Source organism: Rhodohalobacter barkolensis, assembly GCF_002834295.1.
GTDB classification, from domain to species: domain Bacteria; phylum Bacteroidota; class Rhodothermia; order Balneolales; family Balneolaceae; genus Rhodohalobacter; species Rhodohalobacter barkolensis.
The window spans coordinates 459,151-483,409 of the sequence record NZ_PISP01000003.1 but is presented as its reverse complement, the minus strand read 5'-3'; the positions used below and the strand labels follow the sequence as shown (position 1 = coordinate 483,409).

Sequence of the window (24,259 nt, the reverse complement as noted above, 5' to 3'; positions counted from 1 at the left end):
ACATTTTATTCAGATGTTAAGAGAATGTTGATCGCATTTAGCCCTGCTCATCAAAAATATCGCGGTACATATCGCTTTCCGTTTCAAACACTTTCCCATCGAGGTAACGGTAAGGAATATCCAGAGATTTAATCTTTGACATGTCCTCATCATCCAGGTTCAGCTCAGCACTTTTCAGGTTTTCCTCAATTCTGCCGGCGTTGGTTGATTTTGGAATCACGGTTGTATCTCTTTCAACAGCCCATTTTATAAGCACCTGCGCGGGAGTTGCATCGTGCTTGTTGGCGATATTGTGGATTACCTCATTTTCGAGCAATGAAGGTTCATCATCCGCTTTTAAAACATCCGGACGGTCACTGCTGCCAAGCGGAGAGTAGGCCGTAACCAAAATATTGTTGTCGCTGCAGTAGTCGAGCATATCCCATTGCTGCAGGTAAGGGTGCAGTTCTATCTGATTCATCTCCGGTGCATGATCAGTTTTTGAACTGAGATCTTTCAGTTTTTTGATACTAAAATTTGATACACCCGCGTGTTTTATCAGTCCCTCATTTTTCGCTTCGAGCATAGCTTCCCATGTCTCAATAAGCGGCACTTCATCAAGTGAGAGATAATCGCTGTCACTCTGGGGAAAACCCTCAAGGATAGGTTTAAACGCGATTGGCCAGTGAATTAAATAAAGATCGAGAGTTTCCAATTGAAGATCAGAGAGAGTCTGTTTTAGAGCAGGCTTTACGTCTTCGGGTTTATGCGCCGTATTCCATAGTTTGGATGTGATCCATACATCCTCACGATTTATATCATATGCAGAAAAGCTTTCTTTGAGCGCTGATCCAACTTCTTTTTCATTTCCATAAACTGCAGCGCAATCGATATGACGATACCCAACTTTGAGAGCTGCTTTTACCGCCTCACCCACTTTGCCGGGATCAGATTTCCATGTACCCAATCCAATTGCGTCAATTTTGTCACCGTTATTAAAGGTCAATTTCTTCATTGAAATATTCTTTTAAATGTTTACTTGTTTCCTTTCATATATACAATTGAATTTTAAGGTATATCTGTTCCATTGTACCTGATTTATCAATCAGGATGCCGAATTTAACAGTGTCGACCCATTCAAAAAATTACAGTACTTACCCTAAAAAAGAGGAGAAGAAAAATCGTGTGACAGTTTTTTCACCGTATCTGCGCAATCAAAGTAGGTATAAATCAAAACTGGAAAAGAATAAAAAAAGATGAAATCAATAAAATTACTACTCATCATCATGGCTTTGCTCCCATTAGCAATGGCCTGCAGCAACAGTACTTCAGCCGATGATATTGAAGAAGAGTTAACCGAAGATGAACCCAATGGTCTGGCCGTTCGAATTGTGAATACCGGCGACTCAAAAATGGAAGTTGAAACCGGTGGCAGCACTATTGTCTATTTTTGCTACGAAGATGAGTGCGAGGATGACGCAGGATATTTCAGCTATGCTGAAGTGAATACCGGAGCAGAGATGATGTTCGACACTTCACTGCCTGAAAAAGTAGCTGTGGGAGTTTATGTAGGATTTGAAGTCACTCGTGGAAGCGGACATTTTGAAATTGTTAGCGGTGTGTCTTACAGAGATGATGACGACTGGGCTGAATTTGATGAGGTGGATGTTCTGTATACTTCCGGAACACTCAGTTCAGGTGATAAGGCCGACTATACCTATGGCAACATGGAGTAAGAAAAGATGATCTCAAACAAAAACGCCCCGACTTCAAAAGAAGACGAGGCGTTCTTTAAAATGGATTAAGTATTGAATAATTAATCCGGGAGATTGTAGTCTACATCCTCGGGATAGTAGCCAAGGAGATGCTCGGCAAAATAGTCCCACAGCATTCGTTCAAAATAGTCGGAGTATCTACCGAAACCGTGACGAGCTTCCGGGAAGATCATCATATCAAATCGTTTGCCGGCTTTTAGCAGTTCTTCGGCTACCCTGTAGGTGTGAGCCGGATGAACATTATTGTCGATAGCACCGTGAACCAAAAGCAGTCGTCCCTGAAGGTTGTCAGCCAGCTCGGCATTCGATGGTATTTCGGATGAAAATGTTGTGCGCTCCTCTTTTACCTCTTCGCCGTTCTCATTTTCTACGGTAACCGAATCGGTTTTGGCGTCCACTCCGTGGTGAAATTCACTCCACCAGATGTTGTAGATATTGTTATCGTGGTTTCCGGCAGAGGATACGGCAACTTTATAGAAGTCCGGGTAGGAAAGTAGTGCCGCGGTACTCATGAAGCCACCGCCAGAGTGACCGTAAATTCCCACTTTATCCAGATCGATGTAGGAGTGGCGCCCGGCAAGCTGCTCAATGCCATAGCGGTTGTCATCCAGAGCGTAGTCACGAAGGTTGTTATATCCGTAGTTGTGGTACCATTTTTCACGAAGAGGACTTCCGCCACGGTTACCCATCGCTACAACCACAAATCCAACCTGTGCCAGGGAGTGTGCCCGTGCAGCAGTGCCTGTAACAGAGAAACTTCGTGGAAAAGGTTCAACCTGAGGGCCGGGGTAGACGTAAGAAATAATCGGATACTTCTTCTCGGGATCAAAATCGGCCGGTTTCCACATTACGCCATAAAGATCGGTATAGCCATCTTTCGCTTTCACAGAAAACTGCTCCGGCATATTAAATCCGGCTTCATTTAATCGGGTCAGATCTACTTCCTCCAGCTGCAATACCTCACGACCGCGATTATCTCTGAGCACAGCCTCTGTCGGCATATCGGGACGCGATGCGTTGTGAACAAAGTAAGACCGGCTGTCGCTGATGCTGAAACTGTGGTTTGCATTTTCCGGAGTTACCAATTGCTGCCCTGAACCGTCAAAGCTGACTTTATAGTAGTGTGCATGATTAGGATTTCGATCTTCCTCTTTCCCAAAACCTTCGAAATAAACGGTCTGACCTGTGGTATCGACGGCGGCTACATCCGTAACCATAAAGTGTCCGTCAGTAATTCGGTTTTGCAGGTTTCCTTCGCTGTCGTAACGGTAGAGCTGTCCCCATCCGGTACGTTCACTCAGCCATATAAACTCTTCGCCATCGTTGATGATACCCAAATAAGAGTTCATTACGTTGAAGTAAGGTTCACTTTTTTCACTCCATAGAACTTCAGTTTCTCCCGTATTGGTGTTGGCTTTTACCACGTCCACTTCATCCCAAGTACGGTTCCGGCGCAGAATATACATATGGTCTGAAGATGTTTCTGTCGTATAGATTCCGCCGTTGCTGAAATAGACGCCGCCCAGTGATTGATCGGGCCATTTGTCGGTGTCGAGGCGTACATGTTCCTGCGATTCTATATCAAAGACAAGAATTTCATCCTGATAGTGATTGTCCTCACCGGGCATGTTGTATTTGTATGTCTCCAGTTCGGGCCTGGATTTTACATTGTTGATGACCCACAGTTCATCCACTTCGCGCCAATCCTGACGTTTTACGTAGAGTTTTTCCGAATCTTCGAACCAATTCACACGGGCTCTGAGACGTTCTGTTGATGTGGTATCGCCGTGATCGGCCTGAAAACTGTACCAGCGTTCACCATCTTCGGTCAGACGAATCTCCGTACTGTCGGGGTCATCGGTTTCCATGATATAGAGGTCATGTTCTCGCGCAAAAGCGATGTAGGTACTGTCCGGCGAGTACGTTGCCCATCGCTCACGTTCTTCGGCTTCTAAGGAGTCACCTTTCTCTAGTAAATTTCGATCGATGTGGTATTTGAACTCAATACTGTCGACGTGAAATGTGAAGAGCTCACGATCGGTATCGTAATCAAACTCTTTCAAGTCAAGGTTTTTGGCATCGAACCCCCGGTTAAACTCTTCTGAAAGTTGAGCAGACATATTTTCGCGGTCAAAAAGTGGGCGGATGTTTTGGCGTGATGCATCCACAAACATCCAGCGTTTACCTTCACCGTCTTCCCACTCGTACCAGAATTGGTCTTTATCTTCGAGCCAGTTTGCCCGGAGGAAGGCGGAGCCGGTCATTTTTTGCATGTTGTCTGCCGTAAAGCGTTCGGCAAGTTCAAAATTAGCTTCCTGTTGAGCCTGTGCATCCTGAACCAGGAAACCGGCCATCAAGAAAACAAAAAGAGATGTAATGGTTCGTAACGAATATTTCATAGAGTCAACTTATTGGTTTTGGATTTCGACCCGCAATATCCTAAAGAATCGCGTTGGAAGCACACTTTTTACAAATTTTACCTATTTCATAGTCAAAAACCCTCCAAGGGTTCGGAACCCTTGGAAGGTTGGGGTTAGACTATGTTACATTTTTGGATTAATAAACCCCGAATGGGGTTTTATGTGAATAGCCACGGGTTTTAACCCGTGGTAAAAGTCATCAAAAAAGAGTTGAAAACCCTGAAGGGGTTTAATGACAAATTTTAAATTAAATATCGCTCATCAAACTTAATTTTATGCTCTTCTAAAAGAGAAATGAATTCTTCTTTATAGCTTACATTTTTATGATGTTTTTCCTGATTTTTTACGTACTCAATTAAACGATCAAGAGCGGTAATTTTATAAGTAAATGCGCCGTAACCATCTTGCCACCCCTCAAATTCTGTAAACAGTTTCTCACTCTTTATAAAGTTTCCGCTTGAAATCTTAACAACTTTAACTATGTCTGAAACTGACTCTGTAGGGTGAATATGAGTAATAATGTGAATATGATCTGATACCCCGTTTATACGATATAGATGACAATTTTTGTTGTTCAGAATGCCACAGATATATTTAAAAAGTTCTTTCCGGTTTTCTTTTTTTAAAATCGGCTGTCGGTTTTTGGTGCTAAAAACTATTTGATATAGTAATTGTGAGTAAGTACCCATAAATCCCTCCATTATTTTAAATACTAATATGCCTGATCAGTGATTTTAGTTCAACCCTTTCAGGGTTGTGATTTTATATTCGCTGTTTACCCTGGGTTCGCAAGCGTCACCCAGGGTTATTCATATACTATCCTTTCAGGATAGATATTATCCCATTTAACTTTTATTCGTTTGTTAATATTGATCCCGAAGCCCTTGGAGGTTTAATTTATAGATCCATCTCAAGATCCACGTAATCGTACTGCTTTCTTTTTAAAAGCGGATAGATCAAAAAGAGTATGATGGTAATGATTCCAACCCAATACATTCCCCAGGCATAGGTCATATGATTGGCAAGTACTCCCTTCATGCTGAACATGTTATAATAGTCATGAGCGGAGGAGGGCAGGTTTCCGATCAGAGGCATTCTACGGGCAACGGCATCAGCAGCATAGGCGGAGGATTCAACCCAGGAGAACGCGGTGAGAAGCAGTCCCAGCTGAGCAACAAAGTGCTGACGGTTCCACCATCCGTAGATAAAAATTACAAAGGGGAGTAATATTTGTAACAGGGTTCCACCTAAAATGGTGAGAAAGCGGCTTCCAAAAAATCCGAAGAAGGTATGGCCCGCCTCATGTACAATCAAAAGGAACCAGTCGATAAAGAAGAAAAACGGAAACAGAAAAAAGGGATACGGATATTGCCATGCAAATGAGATCTCCCACTCCAGCGCCATCCATTGCTGCTCTGCCAGAACCCAGCAGAATGGGATGCACATGACCGAAAACCACCATTTGCGGATGTGTGGTAAAGCCCGGTCTAAATAATGCTGAAAGCCGTTTTCCATTTTGGGTATGTGCCAGTTAATCAGATTAAGAGTTTTTGATAGTATGGATTTCAAATCTAAAAAACCTTCAAGGTTTTGGAAACCTTGGAGGTTTTCTAACATAAGGAATCAAAATCGCCATTTTGGATTGATATGCTTATCCTTTGTGTTATAATGAGAAACAGAACCTAAACAGAAGAAAATCTTTTATGAAAATTGTAGATCCATCAGGAAAGGAAGTAACCAGTAAAGAGAATAAAGATGCCAAAGAGCTCGAAAAGCAGCTCAACAAAAATATTGAAAAACTGCTCGAGCCGATCTTCAACAAGATCAAATTAAGCGGCGCTCAGGTTCCTCAGGAGCAGTTAGTTCAGCTCTCCTCAGCAGCACATCAAATGCTGTTTAATCGGATGATATATAATCTTCTACAAAAGGTTGGTGTAAAAGAGATCTCCGAAGTGTTGAGTGAAGATGATGTTGAAGAACTTCAAACTTCATTGAGCAATCAATTACAGTTTGTAGATCCATCACAGCAACAGGGAATGGATGGCAATGGTCCGGGAGAAGGTCCCAAAAAGGAAAATTAATTCAAGACCAATAAGCCGGGTTCTGTTCAGGAATCCGGCTCTTTTTATATCTGAATGAAAAGGAAGAGTTTAATTTCATGAAATTTCAGCCGCTTAAAAATGTAACGGTTGTCTCGGTTGAGCAGGCAGTATCAGCCCCTTTTGCAAGTTGTCGGCTGGCGGATGCCGGCGCGCGTGTAATTAAAGTGGAACGGGAGTCGGGCGATTTTGCAAGGGATTATGATGATTCAGTAAACGGTGAAAGCACTTATTTTGCATGGGTGAATCGCGGAAAGGAGTCGGTTCGGATCAATTTAAAATCGAAAGAAGGAAAAAAGCTCTTTCTAAATCTGGTTAAAAAAGCGGATGTACTGATTCAAAACCTGAAACCCGGATCTATGAAGAAGCTGGGGTTTGGGAGTGAATCACTGCGGGAAAAATATCCAAAACTGATTACCTGTGATATCAGCGGTTATGGAGAGGAGGGAGAGTATTCCGAAATGAAAGCGTATGATAATCTGGTTCAGGCCGAATCAGGCTTGATTGATGTGACCGGGGACGATGACATGCGTGCAAAAGTTGGAATATCCATTGCTGATATTAGTACGGGTATGCACGCCTATTCAGCAATTTTGGAAGCGTTGATGCATCGGGATCAAACCGGAGAGGGAGTTTCAATCAAGCTTTCTATGTTCGATTCGATGGCCGATTGGATGATGGTGCCGTGGTTTCATCAAAAATATGCCGGCAGAACACCCAAGCGAAAGGGTGTTTTTCATGCTGAAATTGCTCCTTATGGACCGTTCAAGACATCAGACGGTCGGGAAGTGATGGTTGGTATTCAAAATGAGCGGGAGTGGAAACGATTTTGTGATGGTGTGTTGAGTGGTTTGATTCATTTCGAAGACCCGAAGTTCAGTTCAAACTCCAATCGTGTGAAACATGTTGAGGAGTTAAATGAGCTGATACAATCCCGAATCGATCAGCTATCGCATCAGCAAACTGTAGAGTTGCTGAAAAAGCATCAGATTGCGTTTGCAAACTTGAACACGCTCAGGCAGTTTTCAGAACACCCGCAGCTTCGCCTGACCGATGTGGAGATGAACGGGGAATTGATTAAAATGGCAGACAGACCGGCTCAGTTTATTGGATTTTCTACTGAGTTTGGGCCCATACCCGCTTTGGGCGAACACGATGAAAAAATTAGAAAGGAGTTTGGATCATGAATGTGAATGAATGGATTGGAAATACGTTTGATATTTCTGACTCTATGGCACCGGAACAGTTTCAGAAATTTGAAGCATTGATGAATGGCGGCCCGGATTCTGTGGGTGAAGGATTGGAAATTCCACCTTGTGGTCACTGGATCTACTTTAACCCGCCCATTCCTCAGGCTGACTTAGGAATTAACGGCCATGAGCGAAACAGCGATTTTCTACCACCTATTGATCTTCCACGAAGAATGTGGGCCGGCGGCACACTTAAATTTAAAAAGCCTCTGAAGACCGGTATTCCGGCAGATAAAAAATCAACGATTACTAAAATTGAGGAGAAGGACGGTAAAACAGGACGCCTCTGTTTTGTAACGATTCGTCACCAGGTGAGTTCAAGTGGAGCCGTGGCCATTGATGAAGAACAGACTCTGGTTTACAGAGAGGATAGTGAAAAGGGTGCTCACCCGATTCGAACAAAACCACTGGATATTGATCCGGACTGGAGAAAATCGACGAAACCGGATTCCGTTCAGCTGTTTCGCTATTCGGCATTGACGTTTAATAGCCACAGAATTCATTATGATCAGGATTATGCGCGGGAAATGGAGGGGTACCCGAATGTAATTGTACATGCACCTTTTTTGGTTTTGCTGATGCTGGATGCTTTCAAATCGAAAGCTGACGGCAAAGTGATTTCGAAAATCCAATATGAAAATCTGGGTCCGGTCTATTTGGGCGAACAGATAACGATTTGTGGTAAAAGTGTGGATAACACCAAATCATCGCTCCGCATTCATGGTCCGGAGGGGAAATTGGCCATGAAAGCAGAGATTGACTGGGGTTACGATTGGTAAACAAAAATTATCTGCTTAAGTCGTTTCAAATCAAGGAATCCCCTATTCATGTTACCTGTTCTTTTGTATACATTAAAGGCAGAGATATTAGATAGAAGAGTTTAATATAAAAAGGAGAAGATATGTCGATACTATTTAAACATGCAGTTGTAGCGCTTGACCTTTCTGAAGCGAGTGACCTTATTGTGAGTTGTGTGCCTCATCTGAAAAAATTTGGCATGAAAAAAGTGACGTTGGTCAATGTGGTTCCGATTCCGTACAGCACCAAGCGCACAGAAGTGAATACCGAAGAGCATCGTGAGGCTTTGGAAAAGTATAAAAAGAAGCTGGAAGCCAAAGATCTTACGGTAGAAATCGATATTCGAAGCGGGGTGCACTTTTATCCGCCTACAGAGATTTTGGAGTCGGCAAAGGAGAGAGATGCAGATTTTGTAGTGATCGGAAACCGGGGGCACAGTAAAGTTCAGGAGATGCTGATGGGGAGCACAGCAACGGAAGTTCTTCACCGTTCTGAGTTGCCCGTATACCTGATCAACATGGAAGTGGAGTGGTATGATGACGATGTAGAGAAACGAAAATTGGTCCTCAAGATGGCTCATGAAAAATCACTGGATCATGTGTTGCATCCGACCGATTTTTCCGAAAATGCATATCGTGCATTTGAAGTGATTAAAAATCTGGATAAAGAGGGGCTGATTAAAAAACTCTCGTTGGTTCACGTACAGGGTCACCACGCCATCGCCCTGAAAGACCCGGTTAGTCGAGATGAGTTGACCAAACAAACAGAGCAGATCCTGGATGAAATGCGGGATCAGCTATCCGGAAATACCCGCGAGAATGCTCAGATCTACATAACATTTGGGACTCCGGCCAAAGAGATCATTTCAGCGGCCGAAGATAACAAAGCTACCATGTTGATTATGGGTAGCCAGGGTAAAGGATTTGTGGAACGGTTTTTTATCGGTGGGGTGAGTAATCAGGTAACCCGACAGAGTAAAATTCCAATTCTTTTGGTTCCTGCCGAGAGAGGGTAATGGGAATTGGATAGACATGGTATTTCTGTTTGGTTTCCAGTTTATTATGTAGTCTTTAAGCCTGCTGTTCTTTAAATCTTTGGTTGGGAGACTTATAAAAATACCATGTCTTATTCGTGTCAGAATCGTCCATCGTAGTTCGGTCGTTCGGTGATTCGTCATTCATTTCAGTACGATCGACGAATAATGATGGACGAATGACCGAAGCACCGATTTAATATTAATCCGAAGAGATCAAAATCAATTCTTCCTGCGGCTCGGTCAAATATTCTGCACCGGTTTCTGTAACAACGGCCATCTCTTCAACAGAAATCGTTTTTGTTCCGCCCTCAATTTCCCACATGTAAAAACCGTCATAGGCAAAAACATTTCCAACGCGGAGAGGTTCGTAAGCCGTTGAACTTGGATCGCGACCCTCTTGTGCTCCACCCAGACTGGGACCCACATCATGAGCAACATATCCCACCGGATGACCGGTATTCCACATTACATTCATCGATCCATTTTCTGCAAGCCAGTTTCTTTGAACGCGATCCACCTCTAATCCGGTAATTCCGGGCTGCATCACTTCCAGTACCATACGGTTGGCGTCTCTTGCCACATCCCAGTACTTCTGAATGTCAGCCGGGGGCTCACTTTCATCAGGTTGAAGAACATATGCAAAACGCTGAATGTCGGTCACCCACATATCATAAACTTTGATTCCAAAGTCGATTTGGATGACATCGCCCGGCCGAATAATCTTATCTGTTGGATGAGCGTGTCCGCGGTCCGGTCCTGAATTAACTGCGGGGTTCTGGTCGGGCATCCATGCATCGGTCACGCCATACTCCCGCATTTTAGCTTTTAAAAAATCTGCTACATCCTTATCGGTTGTTTGGTTTGGAATAACCCGCCGGTAAGCTTCAACCTCCCATTGTGCCGTCAGTTCGGCGGCTTTGCGTAGAATGTCAATTTCGTCCGGAGATTTTACGGAGAGCCATTCAAACACCAACTCTTCTGAAGAGACAATTTGATTAATAACCGGCTGAATCAGCAGATCTGTAAAACTTTGATACTGTGAATAGCTTAAACCGTCAGCTATTTCGTTCGTTTCACTAAAATTCATAGCCAGTCGTCCACGGTGATTACTATTGATGTAATCCGCAGCTTCAACCATTGCGCCGGGGCTTCGATCTACAACAGAAATGCTATCATGAAGAGCAACTTCCCGCAAGGCCGTGGCTTCGCCCGGAGGTGTAAATACAGTTGAGCGAATATCATCTCCTTCCAACTCAAAAATAAAAACTGCAGGAGCTACAGCATTTTCACATCCGATGTGCCGGGCCAGCGGATCGTTGTTGTTTGATCTGCATAAGATCATCCAGGTATCAACTTCAGCCCGTTGCATAGCCTGAGGCAGCAGGGTTTGAACACGTTCCTTGCGGATATCCGGCCAGGGGCTGGGCCCGTCGAACGGATTGTCTGCTGTTTGTTGATTGCTTGACGTGCAGGAGATGAGAATTAATGCTGAAGTAAGAAAGAGTAATCCGGTTCGAATCATAAGTTGGGCCTGAATTGAAATTTCACCAATATGATAAATTTATTTCAAATACGGCAGGGATTCTTTTTACCGGATGGGGGGGTATGATTAAAAATCATAGTATAGAATCATATTCAATAAAAGCTCACTGCATTGAATTAAAGGCTATTATAAATGTCAGTACGATCCCGAATGGCTCGGGAAACCTGCGGCCCTCTAAATTATAACAAGTTGAAGTCGGGATACTCGAATGAACAGAACCGAGTGTTATAATTAATACCTCCTCAAAGAGAAAACACAGAAGTATATTGGATGAAGTGAAGGAAAAAAAGAAAGCCCACTGCGATGTGCAATGAGCTTAGTAATAGTCGGGACGACAGGATTTGAACCTGCGACCCCTCGACCCCCAGCCGAGTGCTCTACCGAACTGAGCCACGTCCCGATTTAATAGAGGCGAAAATTAGGAGTAAATGAGGCTAAATACAATGGGAAATTACTGTGAAGAATTCTGATCGCTTAAAAACCGCTTTGCTCCGCGTTTTTTAATTATCAGCTCCAGCTTTCTGGCTTCGCTTCTATTATCACATTTCTTATACCACACCAACTCCCAAGGGACTCCATATTTCGTAGATGACACTCTTGATTCGTTGTGTCTTTGAAGGCGCCTGTCTACGTTATCACACGAACCGGTATAATATCTTTGCGCTGAATTGCTGATCGTTTAAAAATCGTTTTGCTCCACGTTTATTGATTTTCAGCTCCAAATTTCCGACTTCACTTCTGCTATTGCATAATACGTCACACTCATTTCCGGTTAACTCGATCTTCGTTGATTAAGACGTTTTTAAATCGTCAGATAAAAGAGGTATAAAAAAATTATTGCGAGAGGTGGGGGTACTCAAAATGGCGCTTGTCATATATGCAGTAAGTGGAAATAAAAAACCACACAACAGGGTCAGCCATTGTGTGGTCAATCAAGTATGTGTTCGTACTTGTTGTTAGTTCTCAAGGTGTTCAAAAATCTCAAGCAGCACTAACTGTTAGATATGGTTGTGTACTGAAACGACTTATATAATACCAATTGATTTGGCCAGAATACAATACTTTCTGTTGACTATTAGTTGACAGATAGTTGACTAATTGCCCTTTAGAGGCTCTAAGGGATGATTTTTATTTTATCCAAATTCAAGTAAATAACTTTTACCCGTTTATCGGTTTGACTCTTTCTTTCTTCTATAAGATTTATGTTACTCTCCTGGTTTATGACCTGAATGAGTTTTTTTCGGGTTCTTGACATGTATGATGCGTGGGTGTTTTCAGAGAATAACTTCTGATCAAGATCTGATATCAACATCTCCGAGATTCCGTTTATTTTCATGTCATAAATAACCTCTATGAATCGGGTTAAATAAATATCTCCTGAGTAGTTGAACCGTTCACCCTCAAAATAGATTTCTATTTCAGAGTTGTCATTTTTAGAAATCGTTACATTTTTAGAATGTGGAGATGTTCCGGCTTCAGTTGTTGTGATCGTTTTATAAGCCAGCCATCCGAGCAGCAATACAAATAGTCCGCCAAATCCACCAAGTATAACCATGCTTACAAGTTCAAATTCCTGTTCTGCTTCAATCCTTGTAAATGCAGGGTGGTCCGGGTTAAACGGAATCGTTTTTACAATCAGGTGATCTCTTCGGTTAGTAGAGAATGGATGCCCCAGAATGACCCAGCGGTCCTGTTTTGAGGAGTAAAAAATGTTTTTTGCATCATAGATGCTGAACTGGGACAAATCGAGTTCGTACATTTCATTATCCCGGTAATTAAGAATATAGGCCAGATCATTTTGTGAGCTTGCATTATTTAAAAACCCAAATAAATGTTTCTCTCTATCCACAGCTTGTGTACTGGTTTGTCTGTAATACGAAGCAGAACGTTCTACATCTATGGTACGCTGCGATAAAAGTGAGGTGACTGTTTCATTATATTCCCATCGATTCTCTGCAGGCTTGAAAGTATATACCAAGTTGTGACCAACTGTTTGGTCAAGTGGCATTGTGAAATAGGTGAAGGTATCATCGTGGTGCAATAATAATCCCAGATTATTTTTTGGCACTAAGTTTGGATCAGGTATGCTGACCAATTCCCACTGCTGCTCTTCATGGATATACTCGATCAGTAAATTTTTAAATGTCCAGTATCCGTAACCCCCCATTGCATAGATGGTTCCGTCCTCTCCCAATGTGGCGGCATGACCGAATTGGTTCATGTGATTGTGTGATTCATCCAGCCGTTCAAGGCTGCGCTCGTTCAAGTCAAAAGAGTGAACCCGGCCAACCCCAGAATCCCAAAAAAGTAGGTTTTTATCCTCCGGATGGACATCAAGTACTTGACCAAAATTTGATTCGAACTCAAGAGTAGCTAGTGTGTCAACTTCACTGTTTTCGGTAAATCGTATCAGATAGCCCGGGTTTTGGTAGTAGATGTAGAGATCACCGGTGTCGGGATGCAGGGTAACAGAAGAGTTGGTGTTTTGAGTGTTTTCATTTAACTGAAAATAGATGTCAGCATAATGCTCATCTGAATCCAATTCAGAAACAGATTGGACCAATAAAAATATAAACACCCAAATTTTCATAGAGAGAGTTAGTTATACCGAACACGTACGTACCTTATTATTAATTGATAAAATACGTAAAATTAATGGAAACTCGATATATTTGATTGATAGAAAATGAGTATGAGTTGTATAATTTAATTCAATATTATTCTGAGTGAAATGATTATAATGATATATTCAAAACTGAATAGTTTAAGACACGATAATCTGATTAATAAATTTATTTAAATGGCCTCGTTTGATATAGTAAACCAAATAAATGCCCAGGAAGTGGATAATGCCGTGAATAATACCTTAAAGGAAGTTACTTCACGGTACGATTTTAAGGGACTTCACACCGAAGTGAATTTTGATAAGAAGGAGAATCGAATCGACCTGGTGGCTGCAGAAGGGATGAAATTGAAAGCTGTAAAAGAGATGCTGATTAAGCACTTTATAAAAAGAGGACTGGAACCGAAGGCTTTAGAGTTTGGACGCGAAGAGGGGACGTCTCAGGGGTACGTTAAGATGAGTGCTACCATTAAAGAAGGCATTGACCGTGAGACGGCGAAAAAAATTGTGAAAGAGATTAAAGGGCTGAAGCTAAAAGTTCAGCCGGCCATTCAGGATGATCAGGTGAGGGTTTCAGGGAAAAAGATTGACGATCTGCAGGAAGTGATTCAGTATCTGAAGAGTAAAAACTTCGGGATTCCGCTTCAGTTTGTAAATCTGAAGTAAACTCAAAAAAATCGGGTATCAGGGAACAGGAGTAGACTGCAGCCACTGCTGGGGATCAATATATTCGCTGCCCTCTGCAATCATAAAGATGATAACTTCTCCGTTTGCAGAATTTTCATCTCCGGAAAGTCCGACTACATCACCTTTTTGAAGGACCTGATTTTTTCGGACAAAAACTTCACTCATGTTTCCATACATGGTTTTATAGGTGCCGTGATGAACCAATACAACATCGCCAAAACCGAGGAAATTCTGAATGCCAAATACATATCCGTCATTCACGGCCCTAACGGTTGAACCGGGAACGGCTGCAATCTCAATACCCGGGAAATTGGTTTGGGTATTGAACACCGGATGAGTACGGATACCAAATTTTTGCGTAATCGTCCCATTGTCTACAGGCCATGGAAGCTCGCCACGATTCTCTTCAAAGCTGTTTTCGTATGCAAGGAGCTCTTCGTTGCTAATCCCGCTTTCGCGAAGTATTGGCCGGGAATAGCGCTCTTCTGCTGCCCGGCGCTCATCGTCATCTTCAATTTCTGAAGCTTCCGCGAGTCGGCGGCGGCGTTCTTCCTCTTCACGCTGAATCCGCTCCTCTTCGGCTACTAAATTTTCAAGCACTTCCGTCAATTCTGCAAGCTGCCGCTGATGAATTTCCAGCTGCTCCTGTAGATTATCCCGGTCTCGGCGAAGTAACTGAACATTTCTTTCCTGCATTTCTCGTCGCTGCTGAAGCTGATCGGTCTCTTCACGTATCGACGCCAGAGCTTCTTGATTTCGCTCCCGGGTCTCTTCTAAATCAACGATCGACTCTTCATACTCCTCTTGCGTTTCTTTTATCCGATCTGCCTGAGCCGACTGATATTCATCAAATTTGCCGAGATAGTACGATCGTATTAAAAGCTGGTTGAAAGATCCGGAACTGAGCAGCAGGGCAACTTCTGTCGTACGTCCGTTTTTATAGAGAAAAGTGAGGGTCTCTTTATACTCCTCAATCAAAGTGCGGAGCTCTTCCTGTAGGCGGTTGATATTTTGCTCGATGAGCTGAATCTCTTCCGTTATCTGCTCCTGTTCCCGGGTCATTTGGCGGATGTTCTCCTGCTGTAGCGCAATTAACCGTTCCATCTCCTGATACTGCTGAAACATTTGATCATATCGCTCGGTGGCATACCCTAGCCGTTCGCTGTAGTTGTCGATCTGTTCCTGCAGGGTTTCGATCTGGCTGCGGGTTGAATTTTGCTGCTGAACCACTTGATTGCGCTGCTCTTCATAGGAAGAATCCTGGGCAAATAGCACATCAACCCCAAAACAGAGTGTAAGAAAAAGAAATAAGTAGGTTGGTAGTCGAAACGTCATATCCTGTAAATTGGGATGTTTTCAGGAATGGAGATCTCCATGGGAAGTAAAGTTGTATTTACTTCCAGGCGCTGAACTAAAAAAGTAGCTTTAGAGTCACCATCGTTGCTTAAAATGGTGATTTTCCGCGGCAGATAAAAATCCTCAATTTGTGCGTAACCTTCATAATCAATTTGGCTGTAGGCGGCATCTGCACCCGATTGGGTGACCTTTTGAATAAATCCATCAGATTTTAAAATGGTAACTTGTGACCGGTCATCCAAAACAGCCACAAAATGGGTTTCATCTTCATAAATACCGCGAATATCGTCCGGCTGAAAAGTAAAGCTAAACATATCGAGCATATTCAATGAGGCTAATGAACCTATACTTGTCAGGTTACTCTGATTCAGGGATACCTTTTCTGCGTATTTATCCACGCGGTTATAAATCAAAAGGGAATCTGTATCAACCAATATTTGTCCGCCTTCAATACCCACACTTGTTCTGATAGTAATCAGGCTCTTTTCTCGATCTGACCGGAACTGAAGGGTTACACGATCACTGCCGCCCGGTTCGCTGACTATGGCCCGTCCGTTACCTGAAAGTGTTTTGAGATCTTCGCGATAATCCGGTATTCGTTCAACCAGCTGTTCGGGAGAGATATCTGAACGCTCCATATCTTCGATGGATATAAGCCGTTCCGAGCTGCTGCAGGCAGACAGAAGAAGTAGCGTTGTAATCCCGATAAGTAGGGGTTTCAATAGACTTTGCATCAGATGATCGATTGTTTTCCAGATGATATCACGTAATACGGCATAAAGTGGTTCGAAAAAATCGATTAATCAATCCTTTCTTTCAGATAATCTCGAGCCGGTTCCATTTCAAGTGCTTTTGCCCACCATGACTTTGCCTGTTCCATATCGCCAAGTTCACGGAATACATCACCAAGATGTTCATACACTTCGGCACCGGCATCTCCGGTATCAATGGCTCTTTCTATATACGTTTTCGCCTCATCGTAGTTCCCAAGGTTAAAATGGATCCACCCGATGGTATCCAGATATGCGGCGTTTTCCGGTTCAATAGAGATCGCTTTTTCGGCCATTTCCAATGCATCGGCCAGCCGTTCTCCCCGAACAGAAAGGAAATATGCATAATTATTGAGGGCATTGTGATTATTTGGGTCGAGTCTCAGAGCCATATTGTAGGCGTCAACGGCCGAACTCCACTCGTCCAATTCTTGCTGTACATCCCCAAGTGTTCCATAGATTACGGACCTGAAATTTCGTTGAGCCGGCAGCGCGGTTGCCCGGTCCAAAACTTCAGCGGCTGATTCATATTGATCGGTCAGCATGTAAGATGCACCTGTAAAAAAGTGAACGTACGCGTTGTTGGATGCAATCTCCATGGCTTCTTCAGAAAGGGCAATGACTTCATTATATCGGCCCAGTGAGAACAGAACCTGTAAACGCTGACTCCAAACATCAGGTTCTTCGGGGGTAACTTCGGCGGCCCGTTCCAAAGTCTCAAGAGCAAGCTCCAGATTGTTTTGCTGAATGAAAAACTCGGAGGCAATGAGTTGTGCCGGACCAAATTCAGGTTCACTTCTGCTGAAGGCCGTAATTGCTTCAGATGTTTGCTCGGTAAGAAGCTGCTCATTAGGCCGTTGCTGATGCTGCATGTACAGAAACCGAACCAGCTCCATCTTTTGAGTGGGGTAGAGCAGGGGATCTTCCAGTAGGGTGATGAATGTCTCCCCGAGGTTTTCCCACTCCTCATTTTCAATAAATATTTCTGCCAGGAGTATAAGCGTTTGAGGATCTCTTGGGTTTCGATTTTTGGCATCCAGGAGTGTTTCTCGAGCGGATTCAAGATCGCCCAATTCCATGTAGTGCTGACTAATTGTATGGAGAGTGGAGATATTTCCGGGGTTCAGGTCACGCATGATTTCCAGCTGCTCAAGAGCTTTGTCTCGTTGCTGCATGGCATTGAAATTCTGGAATTTTCTTAGATGTAGCTCAAACTCACTTCCACGAATTTCAATCAATCGATCAAGGGTCTCGTTTGATTTCTCCAGTTCCCCAAACTCTACATACGCCTGCGATTTCAAGTAGAGAACATCCGCATCATCGGGATGATATTCCAGAACAGTATCAAACACATCGATAATCGCCTCATAGCGGCCTGCCTGCCGATAGATTTCTGCCAGCTGCAGCTGATACCAGCGATTCTCCGGTTCACTGTTGGCAGCGATTTGTGCATAGTAGGAGGCGTTGTTGAAATCACCCATCATCAGGTATACATCAGACAGGGCGTAGTTTATTCCGGGATCTTCAGACAGTTTCAGCTGAGCAGCGGTCAGGTTGTCGAGTGCACTTTCGTACTCCTCATTTTCAAAATCGGTAACCCCCTGGATGAAATACTCCATAGCCTCAGCACGCTCTTCCGCGGTCAGATCGGATGAGGTTTGAGCCGACACCCCTCCTGATGCCAGAACAAAAATAATAAACGTAGCAGTAAACGTAGATTTAATCATATCGAAACTAAGATAACGAAAAGAGAAGTGTGATAATATATAAGCGTTTAGCTGATCGCTTTTCGAAACGAATTCAGTTTTCTGAACGAGGGGAGCATGCGCGAACCGTACCAGCTAAACCATTCTCCGTCAACAAGCAGCACCCGGCAGTCGGGACAATTTTGCTCTATTTCTTTGAGGTGTTTTTCCTTAAACGGATAAGGCTCACTGCTGAGCAGGATAATATCCGGCTGTTTATTTTTTATTTCATCCAGCGAGGTTTTCGGGTATCTCGTCTGATCTCCAAACACATTTTCCAGTTTCCATCGCCTCAGAACTGAGTGGATATACGTGTCGCTGCCGATGGTCATCCACGGTTCGCGCCAGATCAAATAAGCAACGGAGAGCAGCGGTTCATTGGGTACATTATCATACTCTTTTCGGATTGCAGAGGTTAGTTCTTCGGCAGCCTCTTCTGCACCGCACCGTTTTCCAATCTCGTGAATGGTAAGCAGCGCATCTTCGATGGTGTTGATATCGGTTACCATCACCTCAAAATCAGATTGCAGCTTCTCGATATCTTTTTTCCGGTTCTCCTCTTTGTTGGCGATGATCAAATCGGGCTGTGCTTCCTGAATTTTATCCAGCCGGGGATTCTTGGTACCTCCCATGATTTCAGCTTGATTCACTTTTCCTTCCGGATGAATACAAAACCGCGTTCGGCCGATTACCTGCTTCCCCAAACCCAGATCGAACAGGAGCTCCGTAAGTGATGGAACAAGGCTAACAATTTTTTGTGGTGGATTCATGGCAAACGTTGTGCTCAAAACGATTCGTTAGTAATTGTATCCCTTCATCTCATCCGCATCAAATTCAACCCCGAGCCCCAGAACCATCCGATTTACAAAGTTGAAATAGGCAATGATCTGAACAGCATCCAGAATAGCCCGGTCTTCGAACCCGGCATCCTTGAGTTGTGTTATATACTGAGAGTAGTCGGGACCCTCATTCATTGTTAAATATTCGGCCAGATTGCATAGAAGGCGATCCTTTACCGGTAAATCCAATTCAGCCCTGTTAAATCTGAGTAATTTCGTTTTCTCCTCTTCTTTCCAATATGCCAGCAGTGCCTGCTCGTGATGATGAATGCAGTATTCACATCGGTTTGCTGCCGATACGACCACAGCCATCATCTCCCGCTGATATCTTTTGAGCGGTGATTTTCCGAACATGGTTGTCATATAAAGGTCCATGTGAGCGACCAGCGCTTCCGGATTCAGGCCTTGAATTTTGTGGACTTCGGCCAGCTTTCCCCGCGATTTGATGATGTCATCATACACTTCTTTCAGTTCAGAATCGGCTTCATCGTAAGAAAAGGTTTTAATGTGAGGCATTGAGCGATCGGTTTGTTTTGTAATCTATTTGATGTTGCCAAATTACGAATCTGTGACCCAGATGCTAATAATTTTTAAGGATAGATTTGAACTGAGAGGTGTAATGCCCCCCGAAAAGGTTTACGTGTACCAACAGTGGGTAGAGATTATAAATGGGGACGCGTTCAGAAAATCCTGGCTCGAGCGGAGATTCCGATTCATAGCCGCTGTAAAACTCGGCAGAAAAACCTCCAAACATTTTGGTGAAGGAGAGATCCATCTCCGGGTGACCGTAGTAGACGGCAGGATCGATCATTACAGCGTTTCCGGAGGAGTCAAACAGGTAGTTTCCGCCCCAAAGGTCGCCGTGCAGGAGTGAAGGGGTTGTTGCCGGGAAAATGTCGTTGAGTTTCGATGAAAGCCGATTCCAGTTTTGGTTGATGCCTGCATCCATTTTGCCTGAATCGACCGCCATTTTTATCTGTGGATCAATGCGTTCCTGGGTGAAAAACTCTGTCCAGTCGTTGCATTGACGATTGCTCTGCGGAAGGCTCCCGATGTAGTTATCCATTTCCAGGCCAAATTGTTCAGCCTTGGTTTGATGGAGCTTAGCCAGTTTTTGCCCAAATTCGAAGGAGTTTCCTGTACGGCCTTTCTCGATGAATTCCATCAGCAGATATCCCGGTCGGCCGGGTTCCGGTTTTCCGGTTGAAATAACGTTGGGAACCTGGAGATTTGATTTGGCATCCCTTAAACGTTTCAATCCGTCCGCTTCCTTTTCAAAAAAGTCATCCGGCGCCGAACGGTTCCATTTTAAAAAATAATCACCCTTGTTCGTGGAGAGTTTCACGGCTTGATTGATACTTCCCCCGGATAGGGGTTGAGTATCTTTTATTTCTAGATCAAGAGTTTCCGTAAGATGTGTTGAAAGTTCTGTTGGGATCATTAATTGAAAGTGTTCGTTATGCGGGATGTATCTGAGTTTGTACAATAGTTCGCTTGACCCGTTGAATATAAATCAAATCAGACATGGTATTTTTATTCACAGGACCTGCCAAATTAAACAATCGATTATAAGGTATAGATAAAGAGAAAAGCGGATGTTTTAAAAGAATAGCATGTCTTTTGCACAGCGCAAAACCGCCTCAAAACTGCAAATACTTCGAGCAACTCTCTTTGTTCGGCGGTAAAAATGTTGCTGTAAATCTTTACCCGGGGTTGAAACCCCGGGCTATGAGTGTTTCACCCCTACGGGGTTGGGGGCGAGTTGTCCACAGAGTTTGGCGTGGTGAGTTGATCACGGTAGTAAAATTTATTTGTCTATACAGGAAGAATGGCGTAGCAATGGCCATACATTATAGCCCACCATTTCAATGGTGGGTATGAATCAGTAAAGTAAAATGAAAGCCCTGAAGGGGCGAAACTAATATTTAGGTGCGGCAATGGATTGTTGAAGAATGAACATCAAATTTTGAAGTAAATCAGACATAGTATTTTTGCTTACAGAACCTGCCAAAGTTTTAAACCACGCTAAGACTGGGATACGATTAAAAAACTATACTCATTCAAAAAAATACCATGTCTACCAATGTTGAGTATAACCGCCTCAAAGCTGCTAAATACTTCAAGCAACTCTCTTTGTTCGGCGGTATTAATTTTGGTCTGCATTCTTCCCCGGGGTTGAAACCCCGGGCTATGTTTGGGACACCCCTACGGGGTTTGAGATTGAATTACCACCGATTATTTGAAAAGATGTTTGCAAGATTGGTGATTTTTTGGCTTAAATCGTGGATTTGTACTGCTTCAATTAAGTGGAAAGCAGCAGAACGGTGTGAGGTCAAATCGTTTTAACAAAAATGGCGTAGCCATGGCCATACATTTTAGCCCACCATTTTAATGGTGGGTCTGCTAGAGATAAAAAATCGAAAGCCCTGAAGGGGCGAGCCACTTTTACATTCTGTACATCAAAAATTTCAATTTATTTGTAACCTTTTGAGAGGTTTGTGCATCAAACAGTTGAACCGTAACTAGAACCAAGAGCAACAAATATTATGAACCAAATTGTATTTACGATCATTTTTCTGGCATTCTTAACCGCCGGTTTTCTGGCTTGGTATTTTTCCCATAAATCGCGTGAAAAAGAGCGTATGTTGCTGATTGAAAAAGGACAGGAAGTACCTGAACAAAAAAATGGCTGGAGTTTCTCATTCCGCTTTCCGTGGCTAAAGGTCGGCATTTTGATAACAGCAATAGCAGTTGGTCTGATTATTGGAATCACAATAAATGAAATGACAGATTTTCGTGAATTTCCTCCAATTATGATGTTACTGTTTGGTGGGATCGGGATGATTATTGCACATTATGTAGGCAAAAAGGATAACGGATAACTGATTAATGCCGGATCGTTACATAGAACGAGTTTTAAATGGTGACAAAGAGGCCTTTCGATTTATCATCAGGGAGTATAAGGAGGATGCTTATAACCTGGCGATATCGATCGTGAAGGAGGAGTATGCGGCAAAAGAGGTGGTTCAAAAATCTTTTATTAATGCATATGAAGGTCTTGCTGAGTTTAGAAAAGAGGCTGCATTTAATACCTGGTTTCATCGAATAGTTGTCAATGAATCTTATCAGCTGTTGCGCAGCCGAAAACCGGATAGAAACCATCCCTTCAATGAAGAACAGCATATTGATGGTTCAAATAATTCAGTACACCAAGCTATAGACGATCAACACAAGAGGCACTGTATTCAAACCGTTTTAAAAGCGATGAAGCCTGATGAAAGCCTCGCTCTGAGGTTATTTTATCTGTATGAGTACAGCATCAAAGAAGTTTGCGAAATAACCGGCTGGAGCAATTCAAATACAAAGGTAATTTTACACAGAGCAAGGAATAACATGAGAGAAAAACTATCCAAAAATTTCAACCTGAAACCGGAAGAGGTGTAGTGATGACGGAAGAGGATAAACTGTTTAAAGAGTTGTTATCGCACGGAGAGGAGAATTTACCTTTTCCCGATATTGAAGATGACGTGATGCTGAATATTGAACGCCTTGAGTTGGAAAAAAAGGCAATTCAGGAAGATTATCAAAGAGGAGTGGCCTTTTCATGGTTCTTTTTTATCGTTGGCATAGTCAGTGGCATTGTTCTGATGAGCTTGATTCCGCAGATGGAATTTCAGGTTTCACCAAAATACACAGATACAATCTTGTTGGTTTTCCAGGTTGGGTTTATTCTATTTGTATTGACACATTTCGAAAAGCTTATGAGTATGACCCGGAAAAATATCATGAAATTTTAGTATTGGATTGAAGGAAAGTTTGATGCTCTGAGCTACAACCTGTGCAACGGGGCGCCTATCTCTTTGATTTTTATGTTAATCAGGCATGGTATTTTTACTCTTCAAGCCTGTAACTAAATAGCTATAAAGAGAGACTTATAAAAATACCATATCTATCAACGCTGAGTATAACCGCCTCAAAATTCCATAAACTTCGAACAACGCTCTCTGTTCGGCGGAATCAATTTTGAGGTACATTTCTAACCCGGGGTTGAAACCCCGGGCTATGAGTGTTTCACCCCTACGGGGTTTAGGATTTATAGTCTGTCTATTCTCAGCTTATTTATGCATTATTTGATCTTATATACTCTACAAATGGCGTAGCCATGAGTTCACATTTTAGCCCACCATTTCAATGGTGGGTATCTCAAGGATAAAATAATGAAAAGCCCTGTAGGGGCGACCCACCCCCCTGCCCCTCCGCCGCAAAAGAACGCCGCAAGGAGGGGAGCAATCTTTACGTAATATTGTAAACCAAAAACCAGAAGAGTGCTCCTTATATAGATACCATGTCTCAGCCACCACCATTCATCTCGCATGGATTAAACATGGGTAGAGAATAGCTTTAACCATATATAGTTGCCGAACAGAAAGACTTTCTTGAGACGCTATTCAAAGATGAGGCGATATAAATTTAAATGTATTATCAGATTATATCTCAACCCCGAGTCGGGCGATTCACGGCACGTTTTAAAATACCATCTCTTTAATGTTATGAGTCCATCATCCCATCGGGATGAAACATGGGTAGATATTTAGCCTGAAACCTATCCGCCGTCGAACAGAGGGAGTTGCTTGAAGCGTTAATCAATGATGAGGCGGTTCCCAGCAAAATAAGTTTTGAAAATAGCCACCTTATAGAGTATTCATCACCCGAACCGGGCAATTCGGGGCGTGGTTATTTCTCTATCCGTTCTTCCAGCTCGTCGAGTAGGTTTTCGCAGCTTCGTTGAACCATATCAAACACATTGTTGAATCCGTCCATACCGCCGTAGTAGGGGTCGGGCACTTCGGCGTTGTTACCGGCTTTCGGGTCGAACTCGCGCATTAATTTAACCTTGTCGGAATAGCTGCCGTTACCGTCTAAAGCCAGAATGTTTTGGTAGTTCTCCCGGTCCATCGCTAGAATCAGGTCAAATTCGTACAGGTCTTCGGATTCAAATCGCCGGGCTCTGGATTTGAGCTCAAACCCTCGCTCATTTGCCACTTTTTGTGCCTTGCTGTTGGCAGGCTCCCCGATGTGGTAGGCGGACGTCCCGGCCGAATCGATATAGAAATAGGACTGAAGACCGCGCTCGTTCACCAAGTGCTGCATCACACCCTCGGCGGTCGGGCTGCGGCAGATATTACCGAGACAGACGAATACGATTTTGTATGGATTTTCTTTGGTGATGCGGTTTGAATCAGGCATAATTAGAATAGATGATGTTCTTTATAATTCAGACTCAATTATAAGGTCTTGACTCAATATTTTAAACAAAACTTTAACCTGACTTTCTCCGT

The 24,259-nt window shown here is 43.2% G+C and carries 23 protein-coding genes and 1 tRNA gene; 9 read left to right on the top strand and 15 right to left on the bottom strand.

Annotation, left to right across the window (positions count from 1 at the left end; translation table 11 throughout):
* Positions 1 to 37: 37 nt before the first annotated feature.
* On the bottom strand, positions 38 to 994 hold the full coding sequence (locus CWD77_RS12025) for an aldo/keto reductase (protein ID WP_101073807.1): 957 nt from the start codon (positions 992 to 994) through the stop codon (positions 38 to 40).
* 241 nt (positions 995 to 1,235) lie between these two features.
* Between CWD77_RS12025 and CWD77_RS12020 the strand changes: the two genes are divergently transcribed.
* Positions 1,236 to 1,715, top strand: coding sequence for a hypothetical protein (locus CWD77_RS12020; RefSeq protein ID WP_101073806.1), 480 nt, complete (start codon positions 1,236 to 1,238; stop codon positions 1,713 to 1,715).
* 80 nt (positions 1,716 to 1,795) lie between these two features.
* Here the strand turns inward: CWD77_RS12020 and CWD77_RS12015 are convergent, their stop codons facing one another.
* The 3 genes from CWD77_RS12015 to CWD77_RS12005 all read right to left on the bottom strand — a co-directional run bounded on the left by CWD77_RS12015 (position 1,796) and on the right by CWD77_RS12005 (position 5,743).
* Positions 1,796 to 4,153 (bottom strand): S9 family peptidase, encoded by a 2,358-nt coding sequence (locus CWD77_RS12015; RefSeq protein WP_240596809.1) that lies wholly within the window; start codon positions 4,151 to 4,153, stop codon positions 1,796 to 1,798.
* Between the two features lie 263 nt (positions 4,154 to 4,416).
* Positions 4,417 to 4,863, bottom strand: a complete 447-nt coding sequence (gene tnpA / locus CWD77_RS12010; RefSeq protein ID WP_101073911.1) for an IS200/IS605 family transposase — start codon at positions 4,861 to 4,863, stop codon at positions 4,417 to 4,419.
* Positions 4,864 to 5,071: 208 nt separating this feature from the next.
* The gene (locus CWD77_RS12005; RefSeq protein WP_165779145.1) at positions 5,072 to 5,743 is read right to left on the bottom strand and encodes a hypothetical protein; all 672 of its coding nucleotides are present in this window, start codon (positions 5,741 to 5,743) and stop codon (positions 5,072 to 5,074) included.
* A 134-nt stretch (positions 5,744 to 5,877) separates the two neighbouring features.
* On the opposite strand from CWD77_RS12005, the gene CWD77_RS12000 reads away from it, so the two are divergent.
* From CWD77_RS12000 to CWD77_RS11985, 4 genes are all read left to right on the top strand, one after another.
* Entirely contained in the window at positions 5,878 to 6,255 is a 378-nt protein-coding gene (locus CWD77_RS12000) for a hypothetical protein (protein ID WP_133120229.1), read from the top strand.
* Positions 6,256 to 6,332: 77 nt separating this feature from the next.
* The gene (locus CWD77_RS11995; RefSeq protein WP_101073803.1) at positions 6,333 to 7,460 is read left to right on the top strand and encodes a CaiB/BaiF CoA transferase family protein; all 1,128 of its coding nucleotides are present in this window, start codon (positions 6,333 to 6,335) and stop codon (positions 7,458 to 7,460) included.
* On the top strand, positions 7,457 to 8,302 hold the full coding sequence (locus tag CWD77_RS11990; protein WP_101073802.1) for an HTD2 family dehydratase: 846 nt from the start codon (positions 7,457 to 7,459) through the stop codon (positions 8,300 to 8,302). Before CWD77_RS11995 ends, CWD77_RS11990 begins: the two co-directional genes overlap by 4 nt.
* A 122-nt stretch (positions 8,303 to 8,424) precedes the next feature.
* Entirely contained in the window at positions 8,425 to 9,336 is a 912-nt protein-coding gene (locus CWD77_RS11985; protein WP_101073801.1) for a universal stress protein, read from the top strand.
* 220 nt (positions 9,337 to 9,556) lie between these two features.
* Here the strand turns inward: CWD77_RS11985 and CWD77_RS11980 are convergent, their stop codons facing one another.
* The 4 genes from CWD77_RS11980 to CWD77_RS11965 form a co-directional block, all read right to left on the bottom strand.
* Positions 9,557 to 10,879 carry a M24 family metallopeptidase gene (locus CWD77_RS11980; RefSeq protein ID WP_101073800.1) on the bottom strand — a complete coding sequence of 441 codons (1,323 nt, stop codon included), beginning with the start codon at positions 10,877 to 10,879 and terminating at the stop codon, positions 9,557 to 9,559.
* A gap of 347 nt (positions 10,880 to 11,226) precedes the next feature.
* Positions 11,227 to 11,300 (bottom strand) — tRNA-Pro (locus tag CWD77_RS11975).
* 51 nt (positions 11,301 to 11,351) lie between these two features.
* The gene (locus CWD77_RS15815; RefSeq protein ID WP_101073799.1) at positions 11,352 to 11,576 is read right to left on the bottom strand and encodes a GIY-YIG nuclease family protein; all 225 of its coding nucleotides are present in this window, start codon (positions 11,574 to 11,576) and stop codon (positions 11,352 to 11,354) included.
* Positions 11,577 to 12,014: 438 nt separating this feature from the next.
* A complete protein-coding gene (locus CWD77_RS11965) occupies positions 12,015 to 13,490 on the bottom strand; it encodes a hypothetical protein (protein ID WP_101073798.1) in 1,476 nt (491 codons plus the stop codon).
* A 210-nt stretch (positions 13,491 to 13,700) separates the two neighbouring features.
* Between CWD77_RS11965 and CWD77_RS11960 the strand changes: the two genes are divergently transcribed.
* Entirely contained in the window at positions 13,701 to 14,189 is a 489-nt protein-coding gene (locus tag CWD77_RS11960) for a YajQ family cyclic di-GMP-binding protein (protein ID WP_101073797.1), read from the top strand.
* Between the two features lie 18 nt (positions 14,190 to 14,207).
* Here CWD77_RS11960 and CWD77_RS11955 read toward each other — a convergent pair whose 3' ends face one another.
* The 6 genes from CWD77_RS11955 to CWD77_RS11930 all read right to left on the bottom strand — a co-directional run bounded on the left by CWD77_RS11955 (position 14,208) and on the right by CWD77_RS11930 (position 20,361).
* Entirely contained in the window at positions 14,208 to 15,545 is a 1,338-nt protein-coding gene (locus CWD77_RS11955) for a murein hydrolase activator EnvC family protein (protein WP_101073796.1), read from the bottom strand.
* The gene (locus CWD77_RS11950; RefSeq protein WP_133120228.1) at positions 15,542 to 16,300 is read right to left on the bottom strand and encodes a DUF4292 domain-containing protein; all 759 of its coding nucleotides are present in this window, start codon (positions 16,298 to 16,300) and stop codon (positions 15,542 to 15,544) included. Before CWD77_RS11950 ends, CWD77_RS11955 begins: the two co-directional genes overlap by 4 nt.
* Positions 16,301 to 16,365: 65 nt before the next feature.
* Positions 16,366 to 18,063 carry a tetratricopeptide repeat protein gene (locus CWD77_RS11945; protein WP_101073794.1) on the bottom strand — a complete coding sequence of 566 codons (1,698 nt, stop codon included), beginning with the start codon at positions 18,061 to 18,063 and terminating at the stop codon, positions 16,366 to 16,368.
* Between the two features lie 47 nt (positions 18,064 to 18,110).
* Positions 18,111 to 18,869 carry a helical backbone metal receptor gene (locus CWD77_RS11940; protein WP_240596807.1) on the bottom strand — a complete coding sequence of 253 codons (759 nt, stop codon included), beginning with the start codon at positions 18,867 to 18,869 and terminating at the stop codon, positions 18,111 to 18,113.
* A 9-nt stretch (positions 18,870 to 18,878) separates the two neighbouring features.
* The gene (locus CWD77_RS11935; RefSeq protein WP_101073792.1) at positions 18,879 to 19,436 is read right to left on the bottom strand and encodes a peroxidase-related enzyme; all 558 of its coding nucleotides are present in this window, start codon (positions 19,434 to 19,436) and stop codon (positions 18,879 to 18,881) included.
* Between the two features lie 64 nt (positions 19,437 to 19,500).
* On the bottom strand, positions 19,501 to 20,361 hold the full coding sequence (locus CWD77_RS11930; protein ID WP_101073791.1) for a fructosamine kinase family protein: 861 nt from the start codon (positions 20,359 to 20,361) through the stop codon (positions 19,501 to 19,503).
* Between the two features lie 1,105 nt (positions 20,362 to 21,466).
* Here CWD77_RS11930 and CWD77_RS11920 point away from each other — a divergent pair.
* The 3 genes from CWD77_RS11920 to CWD77_RS11910 are packed head-to-tail and all read left to right on the top strand — an operon-like array spanning position 21,467 to position 22,717.
* Positions 21,467 to 21,802, top strand: a complete 336-nt coding sequence (locus CWD77_RS11920) for a DUF6249 domain-containing protein (RefSeq protein WP_101073789.1) — start codon at positions 21,467 to 21,469, stop codon at positions 21,800 to 21,802.
* Positions 21,803 to 21,809: 7 nt separating this feature from the next.
* Positions 21,810 to 22,364 (top strand): RNA polymerase sigma factor, encoded by a 555-nt coding sequence (locus tag CWD77_RS11915; protein ID WP_101073788.1) that lies wholly within the window; start codon positions 21,810 to 21,812, stop codon positions 22,362 to 22,364.
* A gap of 2 nt (positions 22,365 to 22,366) precedes the next feature.
* Positions 22,367 to 22,717: a hypothetical protein gene (locus CWD77_RS11910; RefSeq protein ID WP_101073787.1), complete on the top strand. Its 351-nt coding sequence runs from the start codon at positions 22,367 to 22,369 to the stop codon at positions 22,715 to 22,717.
* Between the two features lie 937 nt (positions 22,718 to 23,654).
* On the opposite strand, the gene CWD77_RS11900 is transcribed toward CWD77_RS11910, so the two are convergent.
* Complete coding sequence (locus CWD77_RS11900) at positions 23,655 to 24,167, bottom strand: low molecular weight protein-tyrosine-phosphatase (RefSeq protein ID WP_101073785.1); 513 nt, start codon at positions 24,165 to 24,167, stop codon at positions 23,655 to 23,657.
* Positions 24,168 to 24,259: the final 92 nt, after the last annotated feature.